Origin of the sequence: Aurantimonas endophytica, from assembly GCF_014196845.1 — a bacterium.
GTDB classification, from domain to species: Bacteria; Pseudomonadota; Alphaproteobacteria; order Rhizobiales; family Rhizobiaceae; genus Aurantimonas; species Aurantimonas endophytica.
Map to the genome: position 1 here is coordinate 1,099,184 of NZ_JACIEM010000001.1, position 21,853 is coordinate 1,121,036.

General features: G+C 67.6%; 21 protein-coding genes. 4 read left to right on the forward strand and 17 right to left on the reverse strand.

Features of this window, described 5'->3' with window-relative positions:
- Nucleotides 1–38: 38 nt before the first annotated feature.
- From GGR03_RS05390 to GGR03_RS05455, 14 genes are all read right to left on the reverse strand, one after another.
- On the reverse strand, nucleotides 39–1,034 hold the full coding sequence (locus GGR03_RS05390; RefSeq protein WP_183206511.1) for an autoinducer 2 ABC transporter substrate-binding protein: 996 nt from the start codon (nucleotides 1,032–1,034) through the stop codon (nucleotides 39–41).
- 23 nt (nucleotides 1,035–1,057) lie between these two features.
- The gene (locus GGR03_RS24720) at nucleotides 1,058–2,578 is read right to left on the reverse strand and encodes an FGGY family carbohydrate kinase (RefSeq protein ID WP_183206512.1); all 1,521 of its coding nucleotides are present in this window, start codon (nucleotides 2,576–2,578) and stop codon (nucleotides 1,058–1,060) included.
- Nucleotides 2,575–3,675, reverse strand: coding sequence for a M42 family metallopeptidase (locus GGR03_RS05400; protein WP_183206513.1), 1,101 nt, complete (start codon nucleotides 3,673–3,675; stop codon nucleotides 2,575–2,577). The genes GGR03_RS24720 and GGR03_RS05400 overlap by 4 nt, the downstream gene beginning before the upstream one ends.
- Nucleotides 3,675–4,658 carry an ABC transporter permease gene (locus GGR03_RS05405; protein WP_183206514.1) on the reverse strand — a complete coding sequence of 328 codons (984 nt, stop codon included), beginning with the start codon at nucleotides 4,656–4,658 and terminating at the stop codon, nucleotides 3,675–3,677. Before GGR03_RS05405 ends, GGR03_RS05400 begins: the two co-directional genes overlap by 1 nt.
- A 9-nt stretch (nucleotides 4,659–4,667) precedes the next feature.
- Nucleotides 4,668–5,483 (reverse strand): BtpA/SgcQ family protein, encoded by an 816-nt coding sequence (locus GGR03_RS05410; RefSeq protein WP_210291992.1) that lies wholly within the window; start codon nucleotides 5,481–5,483, stop codon nucleotides 4,668–4,670.
- Between the two features lie 40 nt (nucleotides 5,484–5,523).
- Entirely contained in the window at nucleotides 5,524–6,249 is a 726-nt protein-coding gene (locus GGR03_RS05415; RefSeq protein WP_183206516.1) for a DeoR/GlpR family DNA-binding transcription regulator, read from the reverse strand.
- Between the two features lie 102 nt (nucleotides 6,250–6,351).
- Nucleotides 6,352–7,611: an allantoate amidohydrolase gene (locus tag GGR03_RS05420; RefSeq protein ID WP_183206518.1), complete on the reverse strand. Its 1,260-nt coding sequence runs from the start codon at nucleotides 7,609–7,611 to the stop codon at nucleotides 6,352–6,354.
- Entirely contained in the window at nucleotides 7,608–9,149 is a 1,542-nt protein-coding gene (locus GGR03_RS05425; protein ID WP_183206520.1) for an amidohydrolase family protein, read from the reverse strand. The genes GGR03_RS05420 and GGR03_RS05425 overlap by 4 nt, the downstream gene beginning before the upstream one ends.
- Nucleotides 9,146–9,994, reverse strand: coding sequence for a carbon-nitrogen hydrolase family protein (locus tag GGR03_RS05430; protein WP_183206521.1), 849 nt, complete (start codon nucleotides 9,992–9,994; stop codon nucleotides 9,146–9,148). Before GGR03_RS05430 ends, GGR03_RS05425 begins: the two co-directional genes overlap by 4 nt.
- Entirely contained in the window at nucleotides 9,991–10,782 is a 792-nt protein-coding gene (locus tag GGR03_RS05435; RefSeq protein WP_183206523.1) for an ABC transporter ATP-binding protein, read from the reverse strand. Before GGR03_RS05435 ends, GGR03_RS05430 begins: the two co-directional genes overlap by 4 nt.
- Complete coding sequence (locus GGR03_RS05440; protein ID WP_246367592.1) at nucleotides 10,779–11,612, reverse strand: ABC transporter permease; 834 nt, start codon at nucleotides 11,610–11,612, stop codon at nucleotides 10,779–10,781. Before GGR03_RS05440 ends, GGR03_RS05435 begins: the two co-directional genes overlap by 4 nt.
- A 131-nt stretch (nucleotides 11,613–11,743) precedes the next feature.
- Nucleotides 11,744–12,793, reverse strand: a complete 1,050-nt coding sequence (locus tag GGR03_RS05445; RefSeq protein WP_183206526.1) for a substrate-binding domain-containing protein — start codon at nucleotides 12,791–12,793, stop codon at nucleotides 11,744–11,746.
- Nucleotides 12,794–12,937: 144 nt separating this feature from the next.
- Nucleotides 12,938–14,305 carry an amidase gene (locus tag GGR03_RS05450; RefSeq protein WP_183206529.1) on the reverse strand — a complete coding sequence of 456 codons (1,368 nt, stop codon included), beginning with the start codon at nucleotides 14,303–14,305 and terminating at the stop codon, nucleotides 12,938–12,940.
- Complete coding sequence (locus GGR03_RS05455; RefSeq protein ID WP_183206530.1) at nucleotides 14,292–15,035, reverse strand: aspartate/glutamate racemase family protein; 744 nt, start codon at nucleotides 15,033–15,035, stop codon at nucleotides 14,292–14,294. Before GGR03_RS05455 ends, GGR03_RS05450 begins: the two co-directional genes overlap by 14 nt.
- 460 nt (nucleotides 15,036–15,495) lie before the next feature.
- Between GGR03_RS05455 and GGR03_RS05460 the strand changes: the two genes are divergently transcribed.
- The 3 genes from GGR03_RS05460 to GGR03_RS05470 all read left to right on the forward strand — a co-directional run bounded on the left by GGR03_RS05460 (nucleotide 15,496) and on the right by GGR03_RS05470 (nucleotide 17,573).
- A complete protein-coding gene (locus tag GGR03_RS05460) occupies nucleotides 15,496–16,284 on the forward strand; it encodes a GntR family transcriptional regulator (protein WP_183206532.1) in 789 nt (262 codons plus the stop codon).
- Entirely contained in the window at nucleotides 16,281–16,694 is a 414-nt protein-coding gene (locus GGR03_RS05465; RefSeq protein ID WP_183206534.1) for a DUF3830 family protein, read from the forward strand. Before GGR03_RS05460 ends, GGR03_RS05465 begins: the two co-directional genes overlap by 4 nt.
- A 204-nt stretch (nucleotides 16,695–16,898) precedes the next feature.
- A complete protein-coding gene (locus tag GGR03_RS05470; RefSeq protein ID WP_183207042.1) occupies nucleotides 16,899–17,573 on the forward strand; it encodes an aspartate/glutamate racemase family protein in 675 nt (224 codons plus the stop codon).
- A gap of 10 nt (nucleotides 17,574–17,583) precedes the next feature.
- On the opposite strand, the gene GGR03_RS05475 is transcribed toward GGR03_RS05470, so the two are convergent.
- The 3 genes from GGR03_RS05475 to GGR03_RS05485 are packed head-to-tail and all read right to left on the reverse strand — an operon-like array spanning nucleotide 17,584 to nucleotide 20,506.
- Nucleotides 17,584–19,023, reverse strand: coding sequence for an amidohydrolase family protein (locus GGR03_RS05475; RefSeq protein WP_183206540.1), 1,440 nt, complete (start codon nucleotides 19,021–19,023; stop codon nucleotides 17,584–17,586).
- Nucleotides 19,020–19,733: a GntR family transcriptional regulator gene (locus GGR03_RS05480; RefSeq protein WP_183206542.1), complete on the reverse strand. Its 714-nt coding sequence runs from the start codon at nucleotides 19,731–19,733 to the stop codon at nucleotides 19,020–19,022. Before GGR03_RS05480 ends, GGR03_RS05475 begins: the two co-directional genes overlap by 4 nt.
- Nucleotides 19,733–20,506 (reverse strand): aspartate racemase/maleate isomerase family protein, encoded by a 774-nt coding sequence (locus tag GGR03_RS05485; protein WP_183207043.1) that lies wholly within the window; start codon nucleotides 20,504–20,506, stop codon nucleotides 19,733–19,735. The genes GGR03_RS05480 and GGR03_RS05485 overlap by 1 nt, the downstream gene beginning before the upstream one ends.
- Nucleotides 20,507–20,800: 294 nt before the next feature.
- On the opposite strand from GGR03_RS05485, the gene GGR03_RS05490 reads away from it, so the two are divergent.
- Entirely contained in the window at nucleotides 20,801–21,847 is a 1,047-nt protein-coding gene (locus GGR03_RS05490) for a TRAP transporter substrate-binding protein (RefSeq protein ID WP_246367594.1), read from the forward strand.
- The last annotated feature ends 6 nt before the right edge of the window (nucleotides 21,848–21,853 follow it).

Below are 21,853 nucleotides of genomic sequence, written 5' to 3' on the forward strand. Positions count from 1 at the left end.
CAAAGGGCCGCCGTCGACGACGGCGGCCCTCTGGTTCGTCAGAAGTCGTATTCGTCCATGTTGTCGGCGGTGACGTCGACCCAGGCCTGGCCGTAGACGACCTTGCCGTCCAACTTGACGTCGTTGTAGCCCTCGACGCCGAGATCCGCACCGTTCTCGATGGTCTCGCCGGCCAGCGCCTTCTCGGCCAGCACGTTCATGGCATAGCCGGCCTTGGCCGGATCCCAGAACGAGATCATGTCGATCTCGCCGGTCTCCAGATACGGGCCCGACACCGACGGCAGGCTGGTCCCGACGATCGACACCTGGTCGCTCATGCCGGCTTCCTCGACGGCCAGTGCCGCGCCGACGACGTCTTCGCCGGCCGAGCCCTGGATGCCCTTGAGGTTGGGATAGGTGCGCAGCAGCTCGCGGGTCTTCTGATAGGCCTGCTGCTGCTGCTCGGCCGATTCCTGCTTGCCGCCGACCAGCGTCATGTTCGGATAGTTCTTCTCCTGATACGCGATCGCCGCGTCGACCCAGGAATTGTGCGTGACCGAGGTGAGGTAGCCGACGAACACGGCGTATTCGCCCTCGCCGCCCATGTCGGTCGCCAGGCGTTCCATCAGGTGCTCGCCATAGGCGGCGTTGTCGAAGGCCTCGAGGTCGTAGGTGATGTTCTGCAGCGTCGCGCCCTCATGGGCGATCACGACGATGTCGTTCTCGAGCGCCCGGGCGAGCACCGGCTCGAGGGTCTGCGGCGAGTTCGGCACGACAGTGATGGCATCGACGCCGCGCGCGATGAGGTCCTCGATCAGCTGCACCTGCAGTGCCGCGTCCGCCGTCGCCGCGCCGACCTGGGTGGCATTGTTGCCGGTGGCTTCGGCATATTCCTCGACGCCCTCCTCCATGCGGTTGAACCAGGCGATGCCGGACAGCTTGACGACGGTGACGATCTCCTTGGCGTCCTGCGCGCCCACCGTCACGATAGTTCCGGCGACGAGGGTCGACGTCAGCAATGCGCCTGCGAGGGCGCCCTTCAATTTGCGATGCATATGCACTCTCCCTTGTTGTGGCATCACCCGATGCCGTCTCGATATGGCTCGGCGGGCGGCCGCATCAGATCGCGGGTCCGCTCGTAGAGTTCGCGATAGGTGCCGAAGCCCCGATCGTATGTGCCGGCATGCGCGGCACGCGGTTCGACGCGGCCGACGACCGGGTTCCAGCTGTCGATGTCGGCCGGCGCGGCGTCTCCCACGCCGACTGCCGCCAGGAACGCGTTGCCGAAGCTGGCACCGATGGTCTCGCGTCGCAGCACTTGCGCCTCCCCGCTCGCATCCGAAACCGCCTGCGACCACACTTCGTTATTGGTGCCGCCACCGACGGCGCAGATCTCATCCGGCCGGTTGCCGATGTCTTCGTAGGTTTCCAGCACGTGCCGGACCCCGTAGGCGATCCCCTCCAGCACGCCGCGGTAGACGTCGCCGCGGCTATGGGTCAGGTCGAGACCGAAGATCATGCCCTTGGCATGCGGATCGTGCAGCGGCGTGCGCTCGCCCGAAAAATACGGCAGCACGATCAGGCCGTTGGCCCCCGGCGGCGAGGCCGCGGCCTCCTCGGCAAGCCGCCCCATCGCACCGTCTTTGGCGAGGTCGCGGGCGAACTGCTCGCGGAACCACTGCGTCAGCGTGCCGCTCGTCGCCAGGCCCGACATCAGCGCGTACTGGCCGGGGAACAGCCACGGGGCGGACCAGAGCCGGCGGTCCCGCGCCGGGTCGGCGGTGACGAGGATCATGAAGATCGTCGAGCCGTACATCAGCATCATCTGGCCCGGCCGCGCGACGCCGACGCTGACCGCCTCTGCGGCCGCGTCGATCGTCCCGGCGATCACCGGCGTGCCGGGCGCGAGCCCGGTCTCGGCGGCGGCTTGCGCCGTCACCGTGCCGGCGATCTCCGACGTCCAGAGCAGTTCCGGCAGGCGCTCGCGTTCGACGATGCCCGCGCACAGATCGTCGGCCCAGTCGTGCCGGGCAGGATCGTAGAGCGGCTGGAAGCTCGCGGCCGAGTAATGGTCCAGCACGCGCTGCCCGGTCAGCCGCTCGACGAGGAAAGTGGTGGAGTTCACGAAGGCCGCGGCGTCCCGGTAGATTTCCGGACGGTGCCGCTTCAGCCAGAGGATCTTCGGCCCGACCGATTGCGAGGTCAGCGGGTTGCCGGTGCGCTGGAGCAGCGTGTCGGCGCCGATCCGGTCCGTCAGTTCCGCGATCTCTTCATGGGCCCTGGTGTCGACGCCGTAGAGCACGGCGTTCATCAACGGCCGATTGTCCGCGTCCACCGGCAGCATGCACGGGCCGATGCCACTGGCACCGACCGCGCGGATCGCCTCCGCCGGCAGGCCGCATTCGGTTACCAGCTGCCGCGCGATCGAGGCGAACTCTCCCCACCAGTCGCGCTCGGCATCGTGTTCGGCCCATCCCGGCTGCGGCACGATCATCCGGTGCGAGCGGTTGGTCGCGGCCAGCACCTCGCCGGTGCCGGACACGACGACGCCCTTCGTCTGATACGTGCCGACATCGATGCCGAGATAGGCGCGGCTCACGTATAGAGGTCCCGGTCGAGATCGAAGCCGGAGGCCATGCGCGAGATCGCCCCGACCACGAGCCCGGTCAGGCCGACCAGATCATCGAGATCGCAGACTTCCAGCGAGGTGTGGGTGTAGCGGCTGGGGAAGCACAGATCGATGCAGGCGACGCCCTCGCCGACCAGCTGTACATAGGCCGAATCGGTCAGCGCCCCGACATGGGCGGTGCGTTGCAGGGGTATGCCGTCCTCCGCCGCCGTGCGGGCGACGAGCGCCGTCAGCGCCGGGTGCGGGATGGTGCCGTTCAGCGTGCCGCGGCCATGAAAGGAGTAGTGGCTCATCGCCGGACCGCCGCCGAGCACCACCTCGCCGCGATGCACCATATCCGGCGTGTCGGCGGTGAGTGCCAGGTCGAGCTGGATGGCGATGTCCGGCGCCAGCGCCTGCGCCGCCACCATGGCGCCGCGCAGGTTGAACTCCTCGAGCACCGCGAAGACGAAATGGATCGTCGGTCGCGGCTGGATGTCCTTCAGCAGCCGCGCAGCCTCGACGACCACGGCGCAGCCGGCCCGGTCGTCGACCGAGGTCCCGGCGACGCGGTTCTGGTTCAGATGCAGGACGCGCGGCTCGTAGACCACCGGCGTGCCGATCTCGATGCCGAGGTCGCGCGCGGCGGCCGCGGAATCGACACCGATGTCGATGAACAGGTCGGCATAGGGCGTGACCTTGTATTTCTCCTCGGGCGGTGTCGCGTGATGGCTCTTGTTGGCGATGATGCCGCGCACGTCCCGGCCCTCGCCGACGCAGAACAGCACGCATTGCGCGGCCAGCGCCTTCTCCGGAACACCGCCCAGCCGCTCGATCCGGATCAGGCCGTTCGGCTCGATCTTTCGGGTGACGAAACCGAGCTGGTCGGTATGGGCGAACAGCATGACACTGGGGGCGCCGACATCGCCCGGCAGCGTCGCGATCAGATTGCCCAGCCGGTCGGTACGGGAGGCAAGGCCCATCTCGCTCAGCTCACCGGCGATGCGCCGGCGCACCCGATCCTCGTGGCCCGAGAGGCCCGGGATCATCATCAGATCGGCGACGAGGTCGCGCAGTCTGTCTTTCATCAGGTGGATGCCTTTCCGAATCGTGGTCGCAGCCAGCCCATTCCGCCTTCCATCAGTGCACGCACCGACATGACGATGATCAGGAGGCCGCCAAAGAAGAGGTCGCGGGCAAAGGCCGAGAAGGCGAGGAAGTTCAGCCCCGACGAGATCAGTTGCAGGGTGATCACCGCGAGGACGACGCCGATGGTCGAGCCGAAGCCGCCGAACGGGCTGACGCCCGCTAGGATGTTGATCAGAATGACCAGCAGGAGATAGGAGCCGCCGTAATCGGCATTGGCCGAATTGACCCGCGCGAGGATGACGAGGCCGGCGATAGACGCGATCACCCCGGCGACCGCATAGATGCGGATGATCAGCCCGGTCTCGCCGATACCGGCGAAGCGCGCGGCCGTCGGGTTCGCACCGAAGAGCCGGGCACGCATCCCCGATGCTGTGAAGCGCAGGAGAATGCCGAGCGCCAGCGCCACGACGGTGAAGATGACCAGCGGCATCGGCACCATGCCGCCGATCGACCAGTTGCCCCAGGCGCCGTACCAAGCGGGAACCCCGGTGATCGCCGGGCCTCTTGTGATGACGATGCCGATGCCGCTGAACAGCTGCATGGTCCCCAGCGTCGCCAGGATCGGCGGCAGCCTGAGATAGGCGATGAGGCACCCATTGAGGACGCCGCAGGCAAGCCCGACGAGCAGCGCCGCCGGGATCGCCAGCCAGGCATATTCGGGCCCCGCGCGCAGAAGCAGCGCCGCGATGATGGAGGCTAGATTGGCGATCGCCACCACCGACAGGTCGATGCCGCCGCTGATCATCGTCGGCAGGACCGCCAGCGCGAGCAGCCCGAATTCCGGGAACTGCGATCCCATCGAATTCAGGTTCGCGACGGTGAGGAAGTTCGGCGTCGTCACACTCAGCACGACGAGGATCGTCAGGGTCAGCACGCCGAGGCCGACAATGTAGGAACCAGTGGAGTCGCGCCGTGTGCTCATGACCCTACCTCAATCGCCGCGGGCGGCCTTGGCGAGCCGCATGAACTCGGCGGCCCGTTCGGCGTCGACGGGCTTCCAGGTGTCGCCGTTCACCTTCAGCGACGATCCGACGATACAGCCGTCGGCAACCTTCAGCACGTCTTCCACCGTCGTGTGCTTGACCCCCGTATTGGCCAGCACCGGCGTCGTCGGCAGGACCTTCTTGACCGCGATGAGGTCGGTCATCTCCGCCGCCTCGCCGGTGATCGCGCCGGAGACGAGGATCGCGTCCGGGATCGACGAGAACACTGCCGAACGTGCCCGGTCGGCGAGGTCCCGCCGGTCGAGCGAATAGGCGAACTCGGCCGACACGTTGGCCAGCATCGCGACGTCCGGCCGGTGCAGCCGGTCGCGATAGCGCATCGCCTCGCCGGCATTCGGGGTCCAGGGTCCCATGTCAGAGGCGTAGGTGCCGGTCAGGATCTCGCGAAGGAATGATGCCCCCGTCGCCGCCGCCAACGCCACCGAGGCCATCGGGTCCCACAAGACGTTGACGCCAAAGGGTTTTTCGATCTCGGCGCGCAGCTGGCCGATGACATAGGCCATGGTGGCGGTCGACGCCGTATCGACCTTCAGCTCGTAGGGGCGGTCGTTCTCATTGCCGAACATCACCGCGTCGACGTCGGCCGCCTGCAGCGCCTTCAGGTCGCGCCGCGCCGCCTCCACGATCGCCGCGACGCCGCCCTCGCTGTCGTACAGGGGCGAGCCCGGCAGCGGCGCCAGATGCACCATCGCGATGACAGGCTTCTTGTCGCCGAAGATCGTCTTGAATTTCGTTATCTGCATTTCGGATCCCGTTCTTTCGCCGCGGCAGCCGCGGCCAAAATCAATGAAGTTCGCATCGCTTGAACAGCGAGCGATAGGGCTCGAGCCGGACGGCCGCGGTCCTGTCGGTGATGAAGAGATCGATGGCGTCGAGCCCGCAAACGTCGGCCGGTGCCCGCCGACCGAGCTTGGAGTGGTCTGCAAGGAGGATCGTGCGGGCGGCACGCGAAATGCCCCGGCGTTTGACTTCAGCTTCCTCGGCCGTGGAATTGGAGATGCCGTCGGGATCCACGGCGTCGGCGGCCATGAGGAAGATGTCGCAGGAAAGCTCGGACAGCGCGCGCAGCGTCCATTCGCCCACGAGACTGTAATAGCCGTTGCGGACCTCGCCCCCGAGCAGAGAGACCCGGGTCTCTCCCGCCGCTGCAGCTTCGGCGATCTTCAGGTCCATCGCGAACACATGCAGCGGCCGGCCAGCGAGGGCACGTGCGGCGGCCAGGGTCGTGGTGCCGGAATCGATGAGCACGCGCTGACCGTCCTCCAGATGACGGACGGCGGCCAAGCCGATGCGCGTCTTCACCGCTTGGTGGACACGCAGTTTCTCCATGAACGAGGGCTCGGACGGTCCGCCCTTGCCGGGCGCGAGCACGCCGCCATGGGTCCGCGCCGCGAGCCCCGCCCGCGAGAGCACCTCGAGATCGCGCCGCGCGGTTGGGCCGGAAATCCCGAAATGTTCGATCAGCTCGCCGACCGTCATCTGCCCGCGCGCAAGAATGAGCTCCGCCATGCGCCGATGGCGCTCCTGGGGAAACCGTTTCTGCTGCCGATCAGCGTCTGCCATCCCATGATCATTAATGATCATTTGGGACGCGTCAACGGGGGCAATCGGCTACGGCTCGAAAGCCCTGAGGAACTCGGCGAGGACGGCGCAGGCCATCTGGATGTCGTCTTCGCTCACGTCTTCGTCCGGATGATGGCTGACACCATCCGTGCAGCGGACGAACAGCATCGCCATCGGGCAAAGCGCAGCTAGCGCCAGGCCATCGTGGCCGGCCCCGCTCTGCATTTCGATAGGCTCGAGTCCGATGCCGGCGAGAGCGTTCGCCAGGCCTGCCTTCAACGCCGCGTCGCAGAAGGTCGTCGGCTGGTCGTAGAAGGTCTCGTGATCCAGTTCGAGGCCGCGTCGTCCTGCGATGGCAGCACAACGCCGCAGCATCTCGTTGAGCACCCGTTGTCGCGCGGCGTCGTCGAGGGTCCGCAGGTCCAGCGTGAATTCCGCGGTGCCCGGCACGACGTTCACCGCACCCGGCTCCGCCGCAAGCCGGCCCACGGTCGCGACGACGTTGGTACGGCTGCGGGCGATCTCCTCGATCGCGAGCACCATCTCTGCCGCCCCGCAGAGGGCGTCGCGGCGTTCCGGCATCATCAGCGTGCCGGCGTGGCCGCTGACGCCCGCGACCTTGAGCCCGAGCCGCAAGGCTCCGCTGATCCCGGACACGAGCCCGACCGCCTGGTCTGCCTGTTCCAGAACCCTGCCCTGCTCGATGTGGATCTCGACATAGCCGAGCACGTCCTCCGGCCGGCGGCCGGCAGCGGGAATTGCCGCCGGATTGCAGCCGAAGGAGCGCAAGGCTTCACCGAGGGTGATGCCCTCCGCGTCGCGTTCGGCGAGTGTCGAGGTGGCGAAGCTTCCGGCGACCGCGCGCGAGCCGGCAAGCGTCGAGGGAAACCGGACCCCCTCCTCGTCGCCGAAGGCCAGGACCTCGATCGCGAAGGGCAGACGCCGTTCCTGCCGCGCAAGCTCCGCCACGACGGCGAGAGCCACCGCGACGCCGAGCGTTCCGTCGAAGCGGCCGGCGTCGCGCACCGTGTCGATGTGCGAACCGAGGAGAAGCGCCGGCATGCCGGGACGGCGCCCCTCGTAGCGTCCGATGACCGTGCCGGCGGCATCGATCGACGCGGCGAGGCCCGCCTCTTCCATCCGCTCCCGCACCAAGTCGGCGGCGCGGCGATGCGCCGGCGACAGATACAGCCGCGTCAGCCGCCCGGATTCGTCCGTGATCGTGGCAAGGTCGGCGACCAGCGCCATCGCATCCCCGGCCATCCGGACAGCATCGGGCGGCATGGCCAGGGACGCGGTCGCACTCATTTTGCCGAGGACGGCGCGTAGAAGGGCGTGCGCGTCTCGGCGCCCAGATAGCCGTCGTAAAACGCCTTCACATGCGGGAAGACATCGTGGCCCATCTGGCGGCGCGCCGTCTCCTCTTCCGTGCGCGGATGGGCGTAATGACGCGCGATGTCCTCCAGGATGGCGTCCCGGTCGACATTGGTGAAGCGGCCGTCCTCATAAATGACCGCGCCGTCGACGATGACCGCGTCCACCGCATTCTGCTTGGCGCGCTGCATCACGGCGTCGAGCATCGGGATGTCGGGATCCTGGAAGGGGTAGGTCGCGGTCTTCCAGTTGATCAGCACGGCATCCATGCGCCGGCCGGGATCGAGCCGGCCGATCTCGCGGCCGAAGGCGGTGGTGTTGGCGCCGCCCTCCGTCGCCATGCGCAGGACCTGCGGGCAGCTCGGGACGTCCGCGTCGTCCATGCCGGGCACGCGATGCGCGCGCAGCACGAGTCGCAGCTCCTGCAGCATGTCCCGGTCATCGTTGATGCCAGCCTCGTCGAGGCCCATGCCGACATTCAGCCCGTGCTTCTCGAAGGCGTTCAGCGGCGCGACGCCCGAGCGCAGGCGGAAGTTGGACGAGCAGTTATGGCAGACGCAGGTGCCGGTATCGGCCGCGATCTCGATGTCTTCCTGGTTCAGCCAGACGCCGTGGCCGAGCGTCATGCGGGGCGACAGGACGCCGAGGTCGTAGAGGTGGCGGACCGCCGTCTTGCCCGTGCGCCGGCGGGCATATTCCTTCTGGTACGCCGTCTCCAGCAGATGCATGTGCATCGGTACGCCGTGGCGGACCGAGCGGGCATTCATCTCGACCAGGCTCTCGTCGGTGACCCAGTGGAGATTTGCGGGCGCGAGCTGGATGCGGGTCAGCGCCTGTCCGGCATTTTCCGCCGTCAGCTGGTCGAACAGCGCCATATGCTCGTCGAAGGTCAGGACCTGCGACTGCAGATAGGCGGCCACCTGGCCGGCAAGCGGCTGCGGCAGCCGGGCGCAAAATTCCTCGTCGGCCTCGTAGACCAGACGGTTCTGCTCCCGCAACGCGTAGGAGTAGGAGGCGCGCATGCCGATCGTGCGGTAGGCGTCGAGCACCTTCGTCGCCGCGCCGTGGACCGCCTCGTAGCCGCCGCTCATCCAGCCATGGATATGGGCGACCGTCGTGACGCCGGACGCGATCATCTCGAAGGCCGAGTAGAGCGTATCGAGGTAGAGATCGAGCTTGCGGCCTGGAATCCGGCTTGCGAACCAGAGCTCGAGCGCATGGTCGGGCGAGCCGAGCTGCAGCGGCGTCATGCCCACGTGATGGTGCGAGTTGACGAAGCCCGGCAGCATCACGTGGTCGGGATAGGCCGTCTCGGCAGCGCCCGGAGACAGGTGCCGCATCTCCTCCAGCGATCCGACCGCGACGATCTCACCGTCCCGCGAAAGGACGGCGCCTTCATCCACGATGACTGGCGTATGGCGGTCCTGGATGCCGGTGACGACCCAGCGTGCGCTCGTGATGTGGTCGCTCATGCGTATGCCCTTTCTGCTGCCTGGTCGTTCAGGCGAAGTGTTCGATGGGTGGGATTGTGTTCGCGCGCCGCTGCAAGGCGCGCGGGATCGATGTCGAGGAAGACCGCCTGACCGTCGCCGGGCAGTGCCCCGCCATCGGGGCCGAAGGCCACCGTCTCGCCGGCATGGCGCTGCGGACCGCCGGCGACATCCTCTTGCCCGTACCGGCACGCGGCCAAGGCATAGAGCGCGTTGGCCCGCGCGTGGGTCCGCAATTCGGCCTCGAAGAGGCCCGGCGGATCGGCAGTCGGCCCGCCGACGAGGACGAGGGCCACATCGGCGCCGTCGCGGCCGGCCGATCGCCAGCATTCGGGGTAACGGCGGTCGTAGCAGACCAGCGGACAGAACCGGACGCCGCGATAGTCGAAGCAGTCGAGACGTGCCGGCCCCGCGGTGAAATGGTCGGCTTCGCCGAAAGGCTCGCCTGCTGCGGGCGCGAGATGGACCTTCCGCTGCACGACGACAGGGGCCGCGCCCGGCGCGGCGAGAACCACGGCGTTGGCGGGAGGCTTCCCGGCCGTATCGGCCAGCGCCATGCCGAAGACGATCGCCGTTCCGGTCTCGGTCGCCAGGCGATGAGCCCAGTCGCAGGTTGGCCCTGCAAGATCCTCGGCGACATGGGCCCAGCGGCGCGGCTCGTCGGCGGCGTAGAACGGCAGCGCGAACAACTCCGGGAGGAGGACAAGCGCGGCGCCGCGTGCGGCGAGCTCCCTTATGCCAAGCTCAGCTTCGTCCCGAAGCGCCGCCGGGCTGTTCCGGTACGGTCCGATGCCGAGTGCTGCGACGCGCAACAATGGCTCAGTCATCGCCGGCTTTCCTGTTCGGCGAAGGCGCGGTCCACCTCGTCGGCGAGCAGATCGGTGAAGAGGTCCCGATAGGCGTGATAGCGCGGGTCGCGCGGCGGACGCGGTCGCTCCATCTCGATCGGCACGATGGCCTTCACCTTCCCGGGACGGGCCGTGAACACCACGACCCGGTCGGCCAGCGAGATCGCCTCGTCGATCGAATGTGTGACGAGGATGATCGACGCCCGGCTCTCCCGCCAGAGGGTGAGCAGGAAATCCTGCATCTTGGTGCGTGTCTGGACGTCGAGCGCCGCGAACGGCTCGTCCATCATCAGGATCTTCGGACGCACCGCCAGCGCCCGGGCGCAGGCCGCCCGCTGGCGCATACCCCCGGACAATTCGTCCGGCCGCTTGTCGCCCATGCCGGCGAGGCCGACGGAGCGCAGCAACTGCTCGGCCGTGCGCTCGCGTTCCGCAGCCGAGACACCGCGCAGCGACAGGCCGAACGTGACGTTGTCGGAGATGGTCAGCCACGGAAACAGCGACGCGTCCTGGAAGATCAGGCCCCGGTCGAAGGACGGGCCGTGGATCGGGACGCCTTCGTCGAGGATCGTGCCGCCCGTCGTCTCCTCCAGGCCGGCGATCATGTAGAGCAGCGTGGACTTGCCGCATCCGGACGGTCCGAGGAAGACGACGAACTCCTCCCTGGCGATCTCCAGGTTGAAGTCGTCGAGCGCACGCACCGGCTCGCGGCCGTCGCTCTGCCAGACCTTGGAGACGGATTCGAGGGAGAGCGCGGGGACCTTCATCGTGCGCCTCCCGTCGAGGGCGCGACCCACCAGAGCATGCGTCGTTGCACCAGGCGCAGCGCCCAGTCGAAGCCGAAGCCCAGGACGCCGATCAGCGCCATCGTGAAGAAGGTGAGCTGGGCGTTGAAGGTCGAGCGAGCGACGGCGGTGATCTGGCCGAGTCCCGACCCGACGCCCACCGCTTCGGCGATGAGAACCACCATCCAGGCCGCGAAGAGGTTGAGGCGCAGCGTCATGAAGAGGCCTGGCAGGATCGCCGGGAACACGACGCGCCAGAAGATCTGGTGTCCGTTGGCGCCCATGATGCGGGCGACGTTCAGATAGGACTTGCTGACGCCCTCCAGCTGCGCCGTCGTCGACAGCACGATGGCGAAGAAGATGGTGATGAAGACGAGGAAGATCGCCGGCGTGTTGCCGATGCCGAACAGGAAGATCGAGACGGGAAGCCAGGCGACCGGGGAAATCGGCGTCAGCAGCAGCAGCGTCGGCATCAGGAGATTGCGGGCGAGCTTCACGTAATAGACGAGGGCACCGACCGCGACGCCGGCGACGAAGCCGAGCGTCAGCCCGGTCACCACCCGGAGGATGGTGTAGAGCGAGGTCGCCATGAGCCCGACCAGCCCGCCATGCGAGGCATCGGCCCCAATGCGGTTGGAATTGCTGAAATAAGACAGCGTCCGGTCCCAGTCGCTGAGGAACAGATGCGGCGGCGGCAGCAGGAGCGGGTTGGCCCACCCCATCGCCCAGGCGAGCTCCCACAGACCGGCGAACAAGCCGATCGAGAGAATGGTCCAGCCCGCCGATATGACGAGCGCGGGCGGGCGGCGCATGCTGACGCGCGCCTCTCCGGAACGTAGGGAGGCAAAGGGAAGGGCGACCATGGAGCGGCCTTTCGCTGAAAAGGGGACCATCGGCCCGGCCGCATAACCGGCCGGGCGTGTGAGACTTGAGCGGCGGACGGTCAGGCCGACTTGCGCTGCAGCGAGGCGTAGAGTTCGGGGTTTTCGGCGATGGCCGCCTCGAGGAAGCTCCAGTCGAAGGCCCCCTCGTCCGGGAGGTCCTGCACGTAGCCGAGCTCCTTCATCGACACGCCGCGATCGATGATGAACTGGGTCTGGTCGCGCTGGTCCACGACGATCGGCTGCTTGGACGACGCGTTGCGCGCCGCTTCCATCGTGGTCTTGTAGTAGGTGCCGACGGTGTCGGTCAGGGCCGCCTCGATGTCGGCTTCGGCCTGTGCCTGCGCCTGCATCAGGGCTTTGATGATCGCCTGCACCGCGTCCGGGTTGCTCTCGAGCAGCGGGGTGCGGGCGGCGAGCACGCAATCGGAATAGCCGGCGCCATAGAGATCGGTGCCGTCCGAGAGAACCGTGGCGCCCGCTCGGCTCTCGACGCATTGGGTCGCGTAAGGCTCGATGTGGCAGATCGCGTCGATCGCACCGACCATGAAGGCCTGCGCCAGTTCCGGCGACGTATTCATGTAGCGGATGTCGACGTCGGCGAAGGTCATGCCGGCGGCCTTCAGATAGTCGTAGGGAAGCACTTCCAGCGTGTCGGCCTGGAAGGTGCCGAAGGTCTTGCCGCGCAGATCCTCGGCGGACTTGATGCCCTCGCCCGCCACGATGATGCAGCCCTGCACGCCGCCGCCGGCGACGATCTTCACCGGCGCGCCGGCGTCGTAGAGCGTCATGAAGTTGGAATACGGAATCATCGAGATGTCGACGAGGCCCGCGCCGAACATCGTGGTGATCTCGGCGTTGGACGGGGTGATGACGAATTCGAGGTCGACGCCGTCGGCAGTGGCGAGCCCGCGTTCCTTGGCAAGGAAGATGCCCATGTTGCAGAAGCCGGTGCCGTGCGTCGCCTTGATCGTCGTTCCGGCGGCGTGGGCCTGGCCGATCAGCCCTGCCAGATGCGCCGGCAGGGCGACCATCGCCGCGCCGGCGGCCGTTGTCTTCAGAAAATTCCGGCGTGAGAAGTTAGCGTAGAAGTGGCCGTTACGTTCGCACATGTTCGTCTCCATGGGTGAAATCCGGCCGAACCGCATCGGCTCGAACCGCATCTGCGAGGGGCACGCCAACCCGGAAGAAGCATTGCTGCTCTGCGCTTCATGTCGTCTGCTGCGGTCGCCGAAGCGGCGACGGTGCCTGTCGTCTCAGTGCGTGAGCGTCCCTCCCCGTCCCGATGGGCAGAGCGATGCCTCGATGCGCGCGGCAAGCGCGAGGAGATCGTCGTCGCCATTGCGCTTGCCGCAGATCTGCAGTCCCGCCGGCAGACCGACGGCGCCAACGCCGATCGGCAGCGACAGCGCGGGATGCCCGCCGTGGTTGATGAAGGGCGTGAACGCGGCGTGCGCCCTGGGCCCGACTGCGCGGCCGGCGATGTGGGAGGGGCCGAGTTCGGTCGATGGCCACGCGAAGCAGGGCACGGTCGGCGACAGCAGCGCGTCGACGCCGTCCAGCGTTGCGTCGAGGCTGAGCCGGATCGCCTTCGACAGGCGAAGCGCACGCGAGACGGCACGAGCCTCAAGGCGCAGGCCAGCCTCGATCTGGACGGCGATGTCGGGATCGAACAGGTCCGGATCCTGCTCGAACGCGTCTCCATAAAGATCGGCCAGCATGGCATATTGCAGCGGCATGAGGTCGGCGGGCTCGGCGCCGTCCGGCCAAGCGGGATCACGCCGCTCGACGGAAAAGCCGGCCTGGCGCAGCGCAGCGAGCGCCGCCTCCAGCAGTGCCTCGATTTCCAGGTCGACGGGCACGTCGAGACCGAAGCTTGGGGTGAAGCCGAGACGCCGCGCCGTGGAAGCCTCCTTGCCCGAAGAAGCAGGCCGATCGGCCATCGCCTCGAACAGCAGGCGGATGTCGGCGACGCTGCCGGCCATCGGGCAGAGGCATTCGAGGCCGATGTCGAGCGCCGGGAAACCCGGCCCGTTCGGCACGGCCCCGGTGCTCGGCTTGAAGCCGACACAGCCGACATGGGCGGCGGGACGGCGGCTTGAGCCGCCAGAATCCGTTCCGATCGCGGCGGCCACGAGCCCGCCGGCAACGGCGCTGGCACAGCCGCCGGAGGATCCGCCGGGCGTCAACGCCGGATCGAGCGGATGCCGCGTTGCCCCATGCAGCGGATTGGCGGTGACGCCCTTGCAGCCGAACTCCGAGCTGTTGGCCATGCCGACGACGACCGCACCGGCTTGCTTCAAACGGCTGACGGCCAGCGCATCCTGTGGGGCGACGAAATCGGCGAAGAGCCGCGAGCCCTGGGTCACACGCCGGCCGTCGACCCAGATCAGGTCCTTCACCGCCAGGGCCGCGCCGGCCAGCGGCAGGATCTCCCCTGCCTCGAGCCGCCGGTCCGCCATGTCGGCTTCCCGCAGGCTCAGCGCCGCATCCACCGCGACGATGGCCTTGAGGTCACGCCCCGCCTCGATGCGGGCAAGTGCCTGCTCGCACTCGACACGTGCACTTGAGCGCCCCGCGTGCACGGCATCGACGGTCCGGACGAGGCTCTCAAGCGTCTGCATGGGCGATCCGTGAGGCCAGCGCCGGTGGCAGGCCCTGCGATGTCTTCGGAGCCGGACGGCGAAGCGAGGCGCCTCTTGCCGTGGCAAGCCGCACGAGCATCTCGGCCTGCCCGATGCCGGCCGCGACCTGTTCGACGAGGGGAACCGGTACTCTGTGGGCGATCTGTCCGGCGAGGCCCGCAAGCGGCGCACCGGCGAGGACCACGACATCGGCGTCGTCCTCGCGAACGGTGACTTCGCAAAGCCGTACCAGTGCTTCCGCCTTTTCCTCTGCCACCATGTCGAGCGAACCGAAGCTGGCGGTGAGCGAGCGGATGGCCGCTAGCCGGCACGCCAGGCCGCTCGCTTCGACGCAGTCCCGGTACCAGTGACCGAGCGCCGGAGCGAAGGTGACGATGGAGAAGCGCTGTCCGAGCATCGCGGCCATGTGCATGGAGGCTTCCGCCATGCCGACGATCGGCAGGTCGAACAGTTCCCGCGCCGCCCAAAGCCCCGGATCGCCGAAAGCCCCGATCAGCGCTGCGTCATGGCCGGCGCCGTGCTCGGCCAGCATTTCCAGGACCACGGCGCCGGCAAGCTGCGCTTCCGCCCGGCAGGAAATGTAGGGAACGCCGCGCGGGGCGGTCACCGCGGTGATCTCCGTGCCTGGCGCCGCGACACCGCGCGCGACCTGCGCGAGGCGCTGGGTGATCGAGACGGAGACGTTGGGGTTGACGAGGAGGACGCGCACGGCTGGCCTCAGGACCGCGCCGCGCGGCGAATGGCGGCGCGGCAGTCCCGCATGCAGGCGACGAGCCCTGCGAGCAGGATCTGGCCGGTCGAGGCCGAATGACCTTTCTTGGACGCGAGGAAGGTAGACGCCCCCGACGTCACCAAGGCTGGGCCCATCTGTCCGGCAAGCCCATTCATCCGATCACCAGCGAGAGCATGGCGAGGCACGGGTGATGCCGGCGGCTCCTGACATTAAGCCATGCCGATTGGCGAGGAACCGGGGACAGGCGAGGTTTCATCGACGTGCTCCAAAGGGTCGGAGTACGTCCAGCAAGCGCCGTGCCAACTGTCAGGTCCCGGCGCCGAAGGCCTGCGAAAGCAGGAATTCGCCCGCCGGCCTCAATTTTGTGCAAGAAAAAACGAGATTGTGCACAAAATATCCGCCTCCGCGGTATGGTGCCGGCTCTCCCTCGCATCCTATGATCGCACGCATCAAAGAGAGACCCGTTCGCGCGATGGACGATACGAAAGTTCACGACATCCTGACCCGCATCCTGGCTTCCGGCGTCGTCGCGCCGGGCACCAAGCTGGGCGAGCGGCAACTGGCCGAACATTTCGGTATCTCGCGGGACCGGATGCGACGCATCCTTCAAAGGCTCGGCTATGAGGGCAAGCTCGAGCTCGTGCCCAACCGGGGTGCGCGCACCATTGATCCAGGACTTGCCGACGCCCGCGTGGTCTACGAGGCGCGCCGGGTCATCGAGGGCGGAATCGCGCTGTCAGTCACGGAGCGGCTCCGGAGCAGCGATCTCGACGCACTGTTCGCGCAGCACGAGCTTGAACGCGAGGCGATTGCGCGGGACGACGCGGACGCTGCACTGGCACTCGGCGGCGCGCTCCATATGGGACTCGCCGAACTGACGGGAAATGCGCTGGTCGTCGATACGCTGCGTTCGATGGTGAACCGGACCTCGACGCTGCTTTCCGTCTTCGGGCCGAACGACGGCCCCGCCTGCAGTTGCCGGGAGCACGGCACGATCCTCGAAGCGCTGGCCTCGCGCGACCCGCTGCGGGCGCGCGAGGCCATGTGCTCGCATCTCTCGCTCGTGGAGACGCGCCTTCGCATGCGGCCGCGCTGCGAAGCGGTCGAGATCGAGACGCTGGTGCGCAGGGAACTGGAACGGCAAGGGCCGTCTTTGGACGGACTGCGACCGCCCCCCGGCACGGCCGCGCCGGCAGATCATCATTTCGAAAGGGACAGTGCATGACCGAGTTAGTCGTCGAGATCGACGGGGAAAGCTTCCCTGCGCGCCTGGAGACGGATCGCGCGCCGAAGACAGTGGAAGCCTTCCTGAAGGTCCTTCCCTATTCGGAGCGCATCATCCACGTGCGCTGGAGCGGCGAAGCCTGCTGGATCCCATTGGGCGACAAGGATTTCGGGCTCGGCTACGAAAACGCGACCAGCCACCCTGCCCCCGGCGAAATCATCCTCTATCCCGGCGGTGTCTCGGAGACCGAGATCCTGCTCTCCTACGGACCGACCGCCTTCGCGTCGAAGGCGGGTCCGTTGGCCGGCAACCACTTCCTGACGATCACCGACAAGCTCGACCGCCTCGCCGAACTGGGACGCGGCACGCTGTGGTCCGGGGCAAAGTCGATCCAGTTCCGACTGGCCTGAGGAGTCGGGCCCAATGGTGATCACACCAGCGGGCCGCGATTTCGCGGCCCGTCGCGGGCGCAAGCCGCGCCGGCCGGGCGGGGAGCGCCTTGCCCTCTTCGTCGACGTCCTGTTCGAAGCAGGCGCCGAAGGTTGGATTGGCATGGGGAGCCTCGCGGACAGGTCGCCCGGTCCGACACCCGTCGGGCAGTGCCGCTTGTCATGATGCCATCGCGCCCGCAGCACCGCCTCGTCCTCGTCAACCCGAACACGGACCCCGCGGTCACCGAGACCATGCTGTCCATCGCGCGCCCGTATTTGCCGGCCGACGTCTTGCTCGAAGGCGTGACGGCACCGTTCGGATCGCCCCTGATCCTGGACCCTGCCGCGCTGGATACCGCGTCACGGGCAGTTCTTGCACTGGCACCCGGGCTGCGGCGGGCTGGCTGCGAAGGCGTCGTCGTCGCAGCGTTCGGTGATCCGGCGCTGGATGAACTTCGCATTTCCCTCGATTGCCCGGTCACGGGCCTTGCCGAAGCCGCCATGGCCCGCGCGGCTCTCGGCGGGCAGCGTTTTTGTGTCGTCACGACAACCCCGGGTCTTGCCACGGCCATCGCGGCGGCAGCCGACCGATACGGCCACGGATCCGCCTTCGCCGGCACGTTCTGCACGACCGGTGACCCGGTTGCCCTGATGCGCGACGCGCCGCGCCTCGAAGACGCGCTCTACCGCCTCTGCGAAACGGTTGCGGCGCGTGAGCAGGTCAAGGCCATCGTGATCGGCGGCGGCCCGCTCGCCGGGGCCGCTCGGGCTCTGGCGGGGCGCGTGCCCGCACTTCTGGTCGAGCCGATCCGAGAAGCGATGCTCATGGCGGTCGCGCGCCTGGCCGTGCCGGCGTAGCGGAGACTGCCTACGGCGACGGCTTGTAGTGCTCGCGGATCTGGCTGCGAAGCGTCGCGACCGCCTCGCCGGTTTCCGCTTCGGATCGTGCTTCGACGGACCTCGTGGCCAACGATCGCCAGTCATCCAGGCGCTGCCGGTCGGCCTCGGTCGCGCCGTAGCGGATCTCGCCGTCGGTCATGGTCAGGATCACGTCGCAGCCGCGCCCGCGTCCGAGGATGAGGTCGAGCAGGTCGATCGGCGACCTGGACAGGCCGCCGGTCATCCGCGCCAGATCGACGGCCACGAGATCGGCCGGTGCGCCATTTGCGAGGGCGCCGCCGCTCTTCGGCAGGAACGCCGCCCGCGCGCCGTTGCGCGTAGCCATCGCAAGCGCCTGATGTGCCGACGGACCCTCGGCCCCGACATCGGGCACCCGCGCCGCGACCGTGGCGAGCCGAAGCTCGCGGAGATAGTCCTCGTCGTCCGACAGCGCGGTATTATCCGTTCCGACGGCGAGCGTGCACCCGGCGGAGAGGATCGACGCGAGCGGCGGCAGGCCGTTGAACAGGCGCAGGTTCGAGCCCGGGTTGGTGACGATCACCAGGTCGTTGTCGCGGGCGACCCGCAGATCGGCCTCCCCGATGTAGACGCCATGGGCGCAGCTCGTGCGGGCGCAAAAGACCCCGAGTGACGCAAGCCGGGCGAGCGTGCCCTCGGGATAGAGTTTGCGGCAGGCCCGCGCCTGCGCCGGCGACTCCAGGAGATGGAAGTGCAGCCCCACCTGCCGCTCCACCGCATCCGCGGCAAGCGCCCGCCATGCCTCGTCGCTGACCCATTGGGGCCCGGCCGGGCCATAGGCGAAAGACAGCGTCGAGATTCCCGCCCACTGCGCCTGCAGCCGATCCATCAGCCGGAACGTCGCCGCCAGGCTGCCGGCATAGGGCGCCGTTGACGGATTTTCCTGGAGCGTGGATCCGTCGCTTCCGGGATAGAACGTGTAGCCTCGATCCTGGTAGCCGACGCAGATCGTCGTCCTGAGCCCGCTGTCGGCATAGGCGCGGATGGTCGCGTCCAGCTCCTGCTCGTAGTCGCCGGAACCATAGGCATAGTTGGCATGCAGCGTAGCGGTGACGCAGTTTGCCAGCATTTCCTCGGCGGCAAGCCGGGTCACGGCGTAGATGTCGGGCGGGCCATGGCGGCGGCGGCCCGCGATCCAGGGCTCCAGCGCATCGTCGGCGTAACCGAGCAGCATCTGGCTGAGGCCGCGGCCGTGCTGATGCGCGTTGACGAAGCCCGGCAGGACCGCGGCGCGCCCGAGATCGGTTACGGGGACCTGCGGCCAGCGCGCGACGACCGCAGCGCGGCTGCCGCTGTCGCGGATCTGTCCGTCATCGATGACAAGCGCTCCACCCTCGATCCAGGCGGAACCCGCGGCCGGCAGGATGTGGTCGGCCGCGAGGATCTTCATCGCGCGGGTCCCGGCACGGCGGACGTTTCACCGAACTGGCGCAGGATCGCCTCGCCGGTCAGGCGATTGTGCTCTTCGAGGCGATGCGCGAGGTCGTGCGCCGCCCCCGCGCGCAGCATGGCCATGATGCCGTCATGCTCGGCCATCGACTGCCCGATCCGCGCTGGCTGCTCGTTGATGGCGAAGCGGGCCCGCAGGATCTTCTGCTGCAGCCCGGAGTAGATCTGCACGAGGGCATCGTTGCGGGTAGCGGCGGCAAGCGCGGCGTGGAACTCGTGGTTGAGCCGCGTATAGGCGGCAACCCCGCCTTCCTGGTAGTGCGAGCGAAGCTGCTCGTGCAGCTGCTCCAGATGCACCATCTGCGGGCGTTCGATCCGCTCCGGCAGCAGCAGCCCGATCAACCGCTCCAGCCCGCCCTTGACCTCGAAGACGGCCGCGACGGCCGCACGGTCGATCGGCACCACGACGGCGCCGCGATTGGGCCGCAACTCGATGAACCCCTCGGCAGCCAGGACCTTCAGGGCCTCGCGCAGCGGCGTGCGGGAGATGCCGAGGCGCTGGCAGAGCGCTGCCTCCGGGACGCGCTTGCCCTCCGCCAATTCCCCTCTCGTCACCAGGTCGCGGAGCTCCGCGATCACCTGGTCGTGGAGGTTGGCGCGGCCCTGTCTTGGCGACGCCTCGTCCCGGTCGATGCCCTCCAGATCCTGCATTACCCCTCCGCAGTCGCGGCCCGTCCGACCGGCTGGCCGGACGAGGCGAAGATCGACCCGAAACCGTGCAACTTCTCCGTAGAGACGCAGATGGCGTCGAGGCAACCCCACAGGGTGAAGGCGACCGAGTCGAGAACCGGGATACCGAGACGTTCTTCCAGCGCCGCCGCGACCAGCGGCCCGCGCATGTTGGTGCAGACGATGGCGATCGCGTCCGGCCGCGCCTCTGCGACGCGCTCGCACATGGCCTCGATCGTCGCCTCCGACACGTCCGAGAAGGAGAAATTGTCCCGCAGGCCGAGATGCTCCTCGGCGACCGTTTCGATACCCGCGGCGGCATAATTGGCAACGATCCTGTCCTGGACGTCGCTGGTGTAGGGAGTGACCAACCCCAGCCGGTGCACTCCAAGATGGGCCAACAGCCGGTTGAGGCTGAGAATGGCGCTCGTCGCCGCGATGCCGGTCTTCTGGCTGATGGCGTCGCAGAGACGCGTGTCGCTGTCGAAGCCGAGCCAGCTCGCCGAGGTGCCGTTCCAGGCGATGACGTCGCAGTTCGCGTCGGCAAGGAGTTCGGCGGCCTGGAGGATCGGCGGCAGTGCGAACTGGCTGTTCGCGTCGGGGGCCAGCGCGATCTCGGTAACCCGGAACCGGCCGAAATGGGCTGTCACGTCGGGAAACAGCGGATCCAGCATCCGGGCGGTGAAGGGCTCGAGCACCGTGTTGGACGAGGGCGTGAGCATGCCGACGAGCTTCCGTTTGGAAGGCACCTCCATCGCTGATTTTGCATTCACTTCTGGCACCGCATTTTCCTCGCGACAGGCAATTTCCGGATAATCGGATGCCACGCAGACACCAAGAATACAACTGGACAGGTGACGCGGCTCGCTTCGCAAATGCCCGTGAATCGACCAGATATCGGTCATTCATGCTCATCTGATGCGCATCGGGCCGAAAACCCCAAGCTCTCCGGCCGGCCGTCTGCCCAATATTTGTCATTGCCTTTCGACGCAGACCTGCAAAGCTGAGGCGGCTCAAATGAATGCAAAATTACTCACTCGGAGGCCAGAATGATGAATCGCATGATCCTGTGCGCAGGGGCGGTCGCGGCCGTCGCTCTCGGCATCGCCGAGGCAGGCGCCCAGACGCCGCTGCGCGTCGCCGGCAATTTCTCGCAGAACAACAAGCAGGTGGATGTCGAGCGCGCGTTCTTCGAGAGCCTCGGCACCGAGGCCGGCGTCGATCTGGCCGTGAACTACAACCCCATGGACGTGGTCGGCGTGAAGGCGCCGGATGCCCTGCGCATGCTGCGCGGCGGCTCCTTCGATGTGATGTCGGTGCAGATCGGCATGGCCTCGCGCGACGATCCGTTCTTCGAGGGCGTCGACCTGATCGGCGTGTCGACCGACATGGACGCACTGCGCAAGGCGGTGGACGCTTATCGCGAGGCTTTCGACGAGCGGCTGGAAGAGAAATTCAATGCCAAGGTGATGACCCTCTGGCCGTTCGGGCCGCAGGTCTTCTACTGCAACAGCCCGATCGAGACGCTGGACGATCTCAAGGGCCTGAAGGTCCGCAGCTTCACGCCCTCCATGTCGGCGATGCTGGAGCATTTCGGCGCGACGCCGGTGACGCTGCAGTTCTCCGAGGTCTACCCGGCTCTCCAGCGCGGCGTGGTTTCCTGCGGCGTGACCTCGCCCACCTCGGGCAACACCGGCAACTGGCCGGAAGTCACGTCGCACTTCCTGCCGCTGTCGGTCTCCGGTTCGGTCCAGGGCCACTTCATCAATCTCGATACCTGGAACGGCTTCACGCCCGAGCAGCAGACGGCGCTGCAGACCGAGTTCAAGGCGCTGGAGGATCAGCTGTGGGACCTTGCGGTGTCGTCGAACGAGGACGCGGTGGCCTGCAATACCGGCGCCGAAAGCTGCGCCAACCACAAGAAATTCGACATGACGCTGGTCGAAATCCAGCCGGACGACCAGGCGCGCGTCAAGGAAGCCGCCGAGACCGTCGTACTGCCGATCTGGCGTGACACCTGCAACGCCGTCGATCCGGAGTGCTCGGCCACCTGGAACGAGACCGTCGGCAAGGCCGCCGGCCTGACCATCGAATAGCACCGC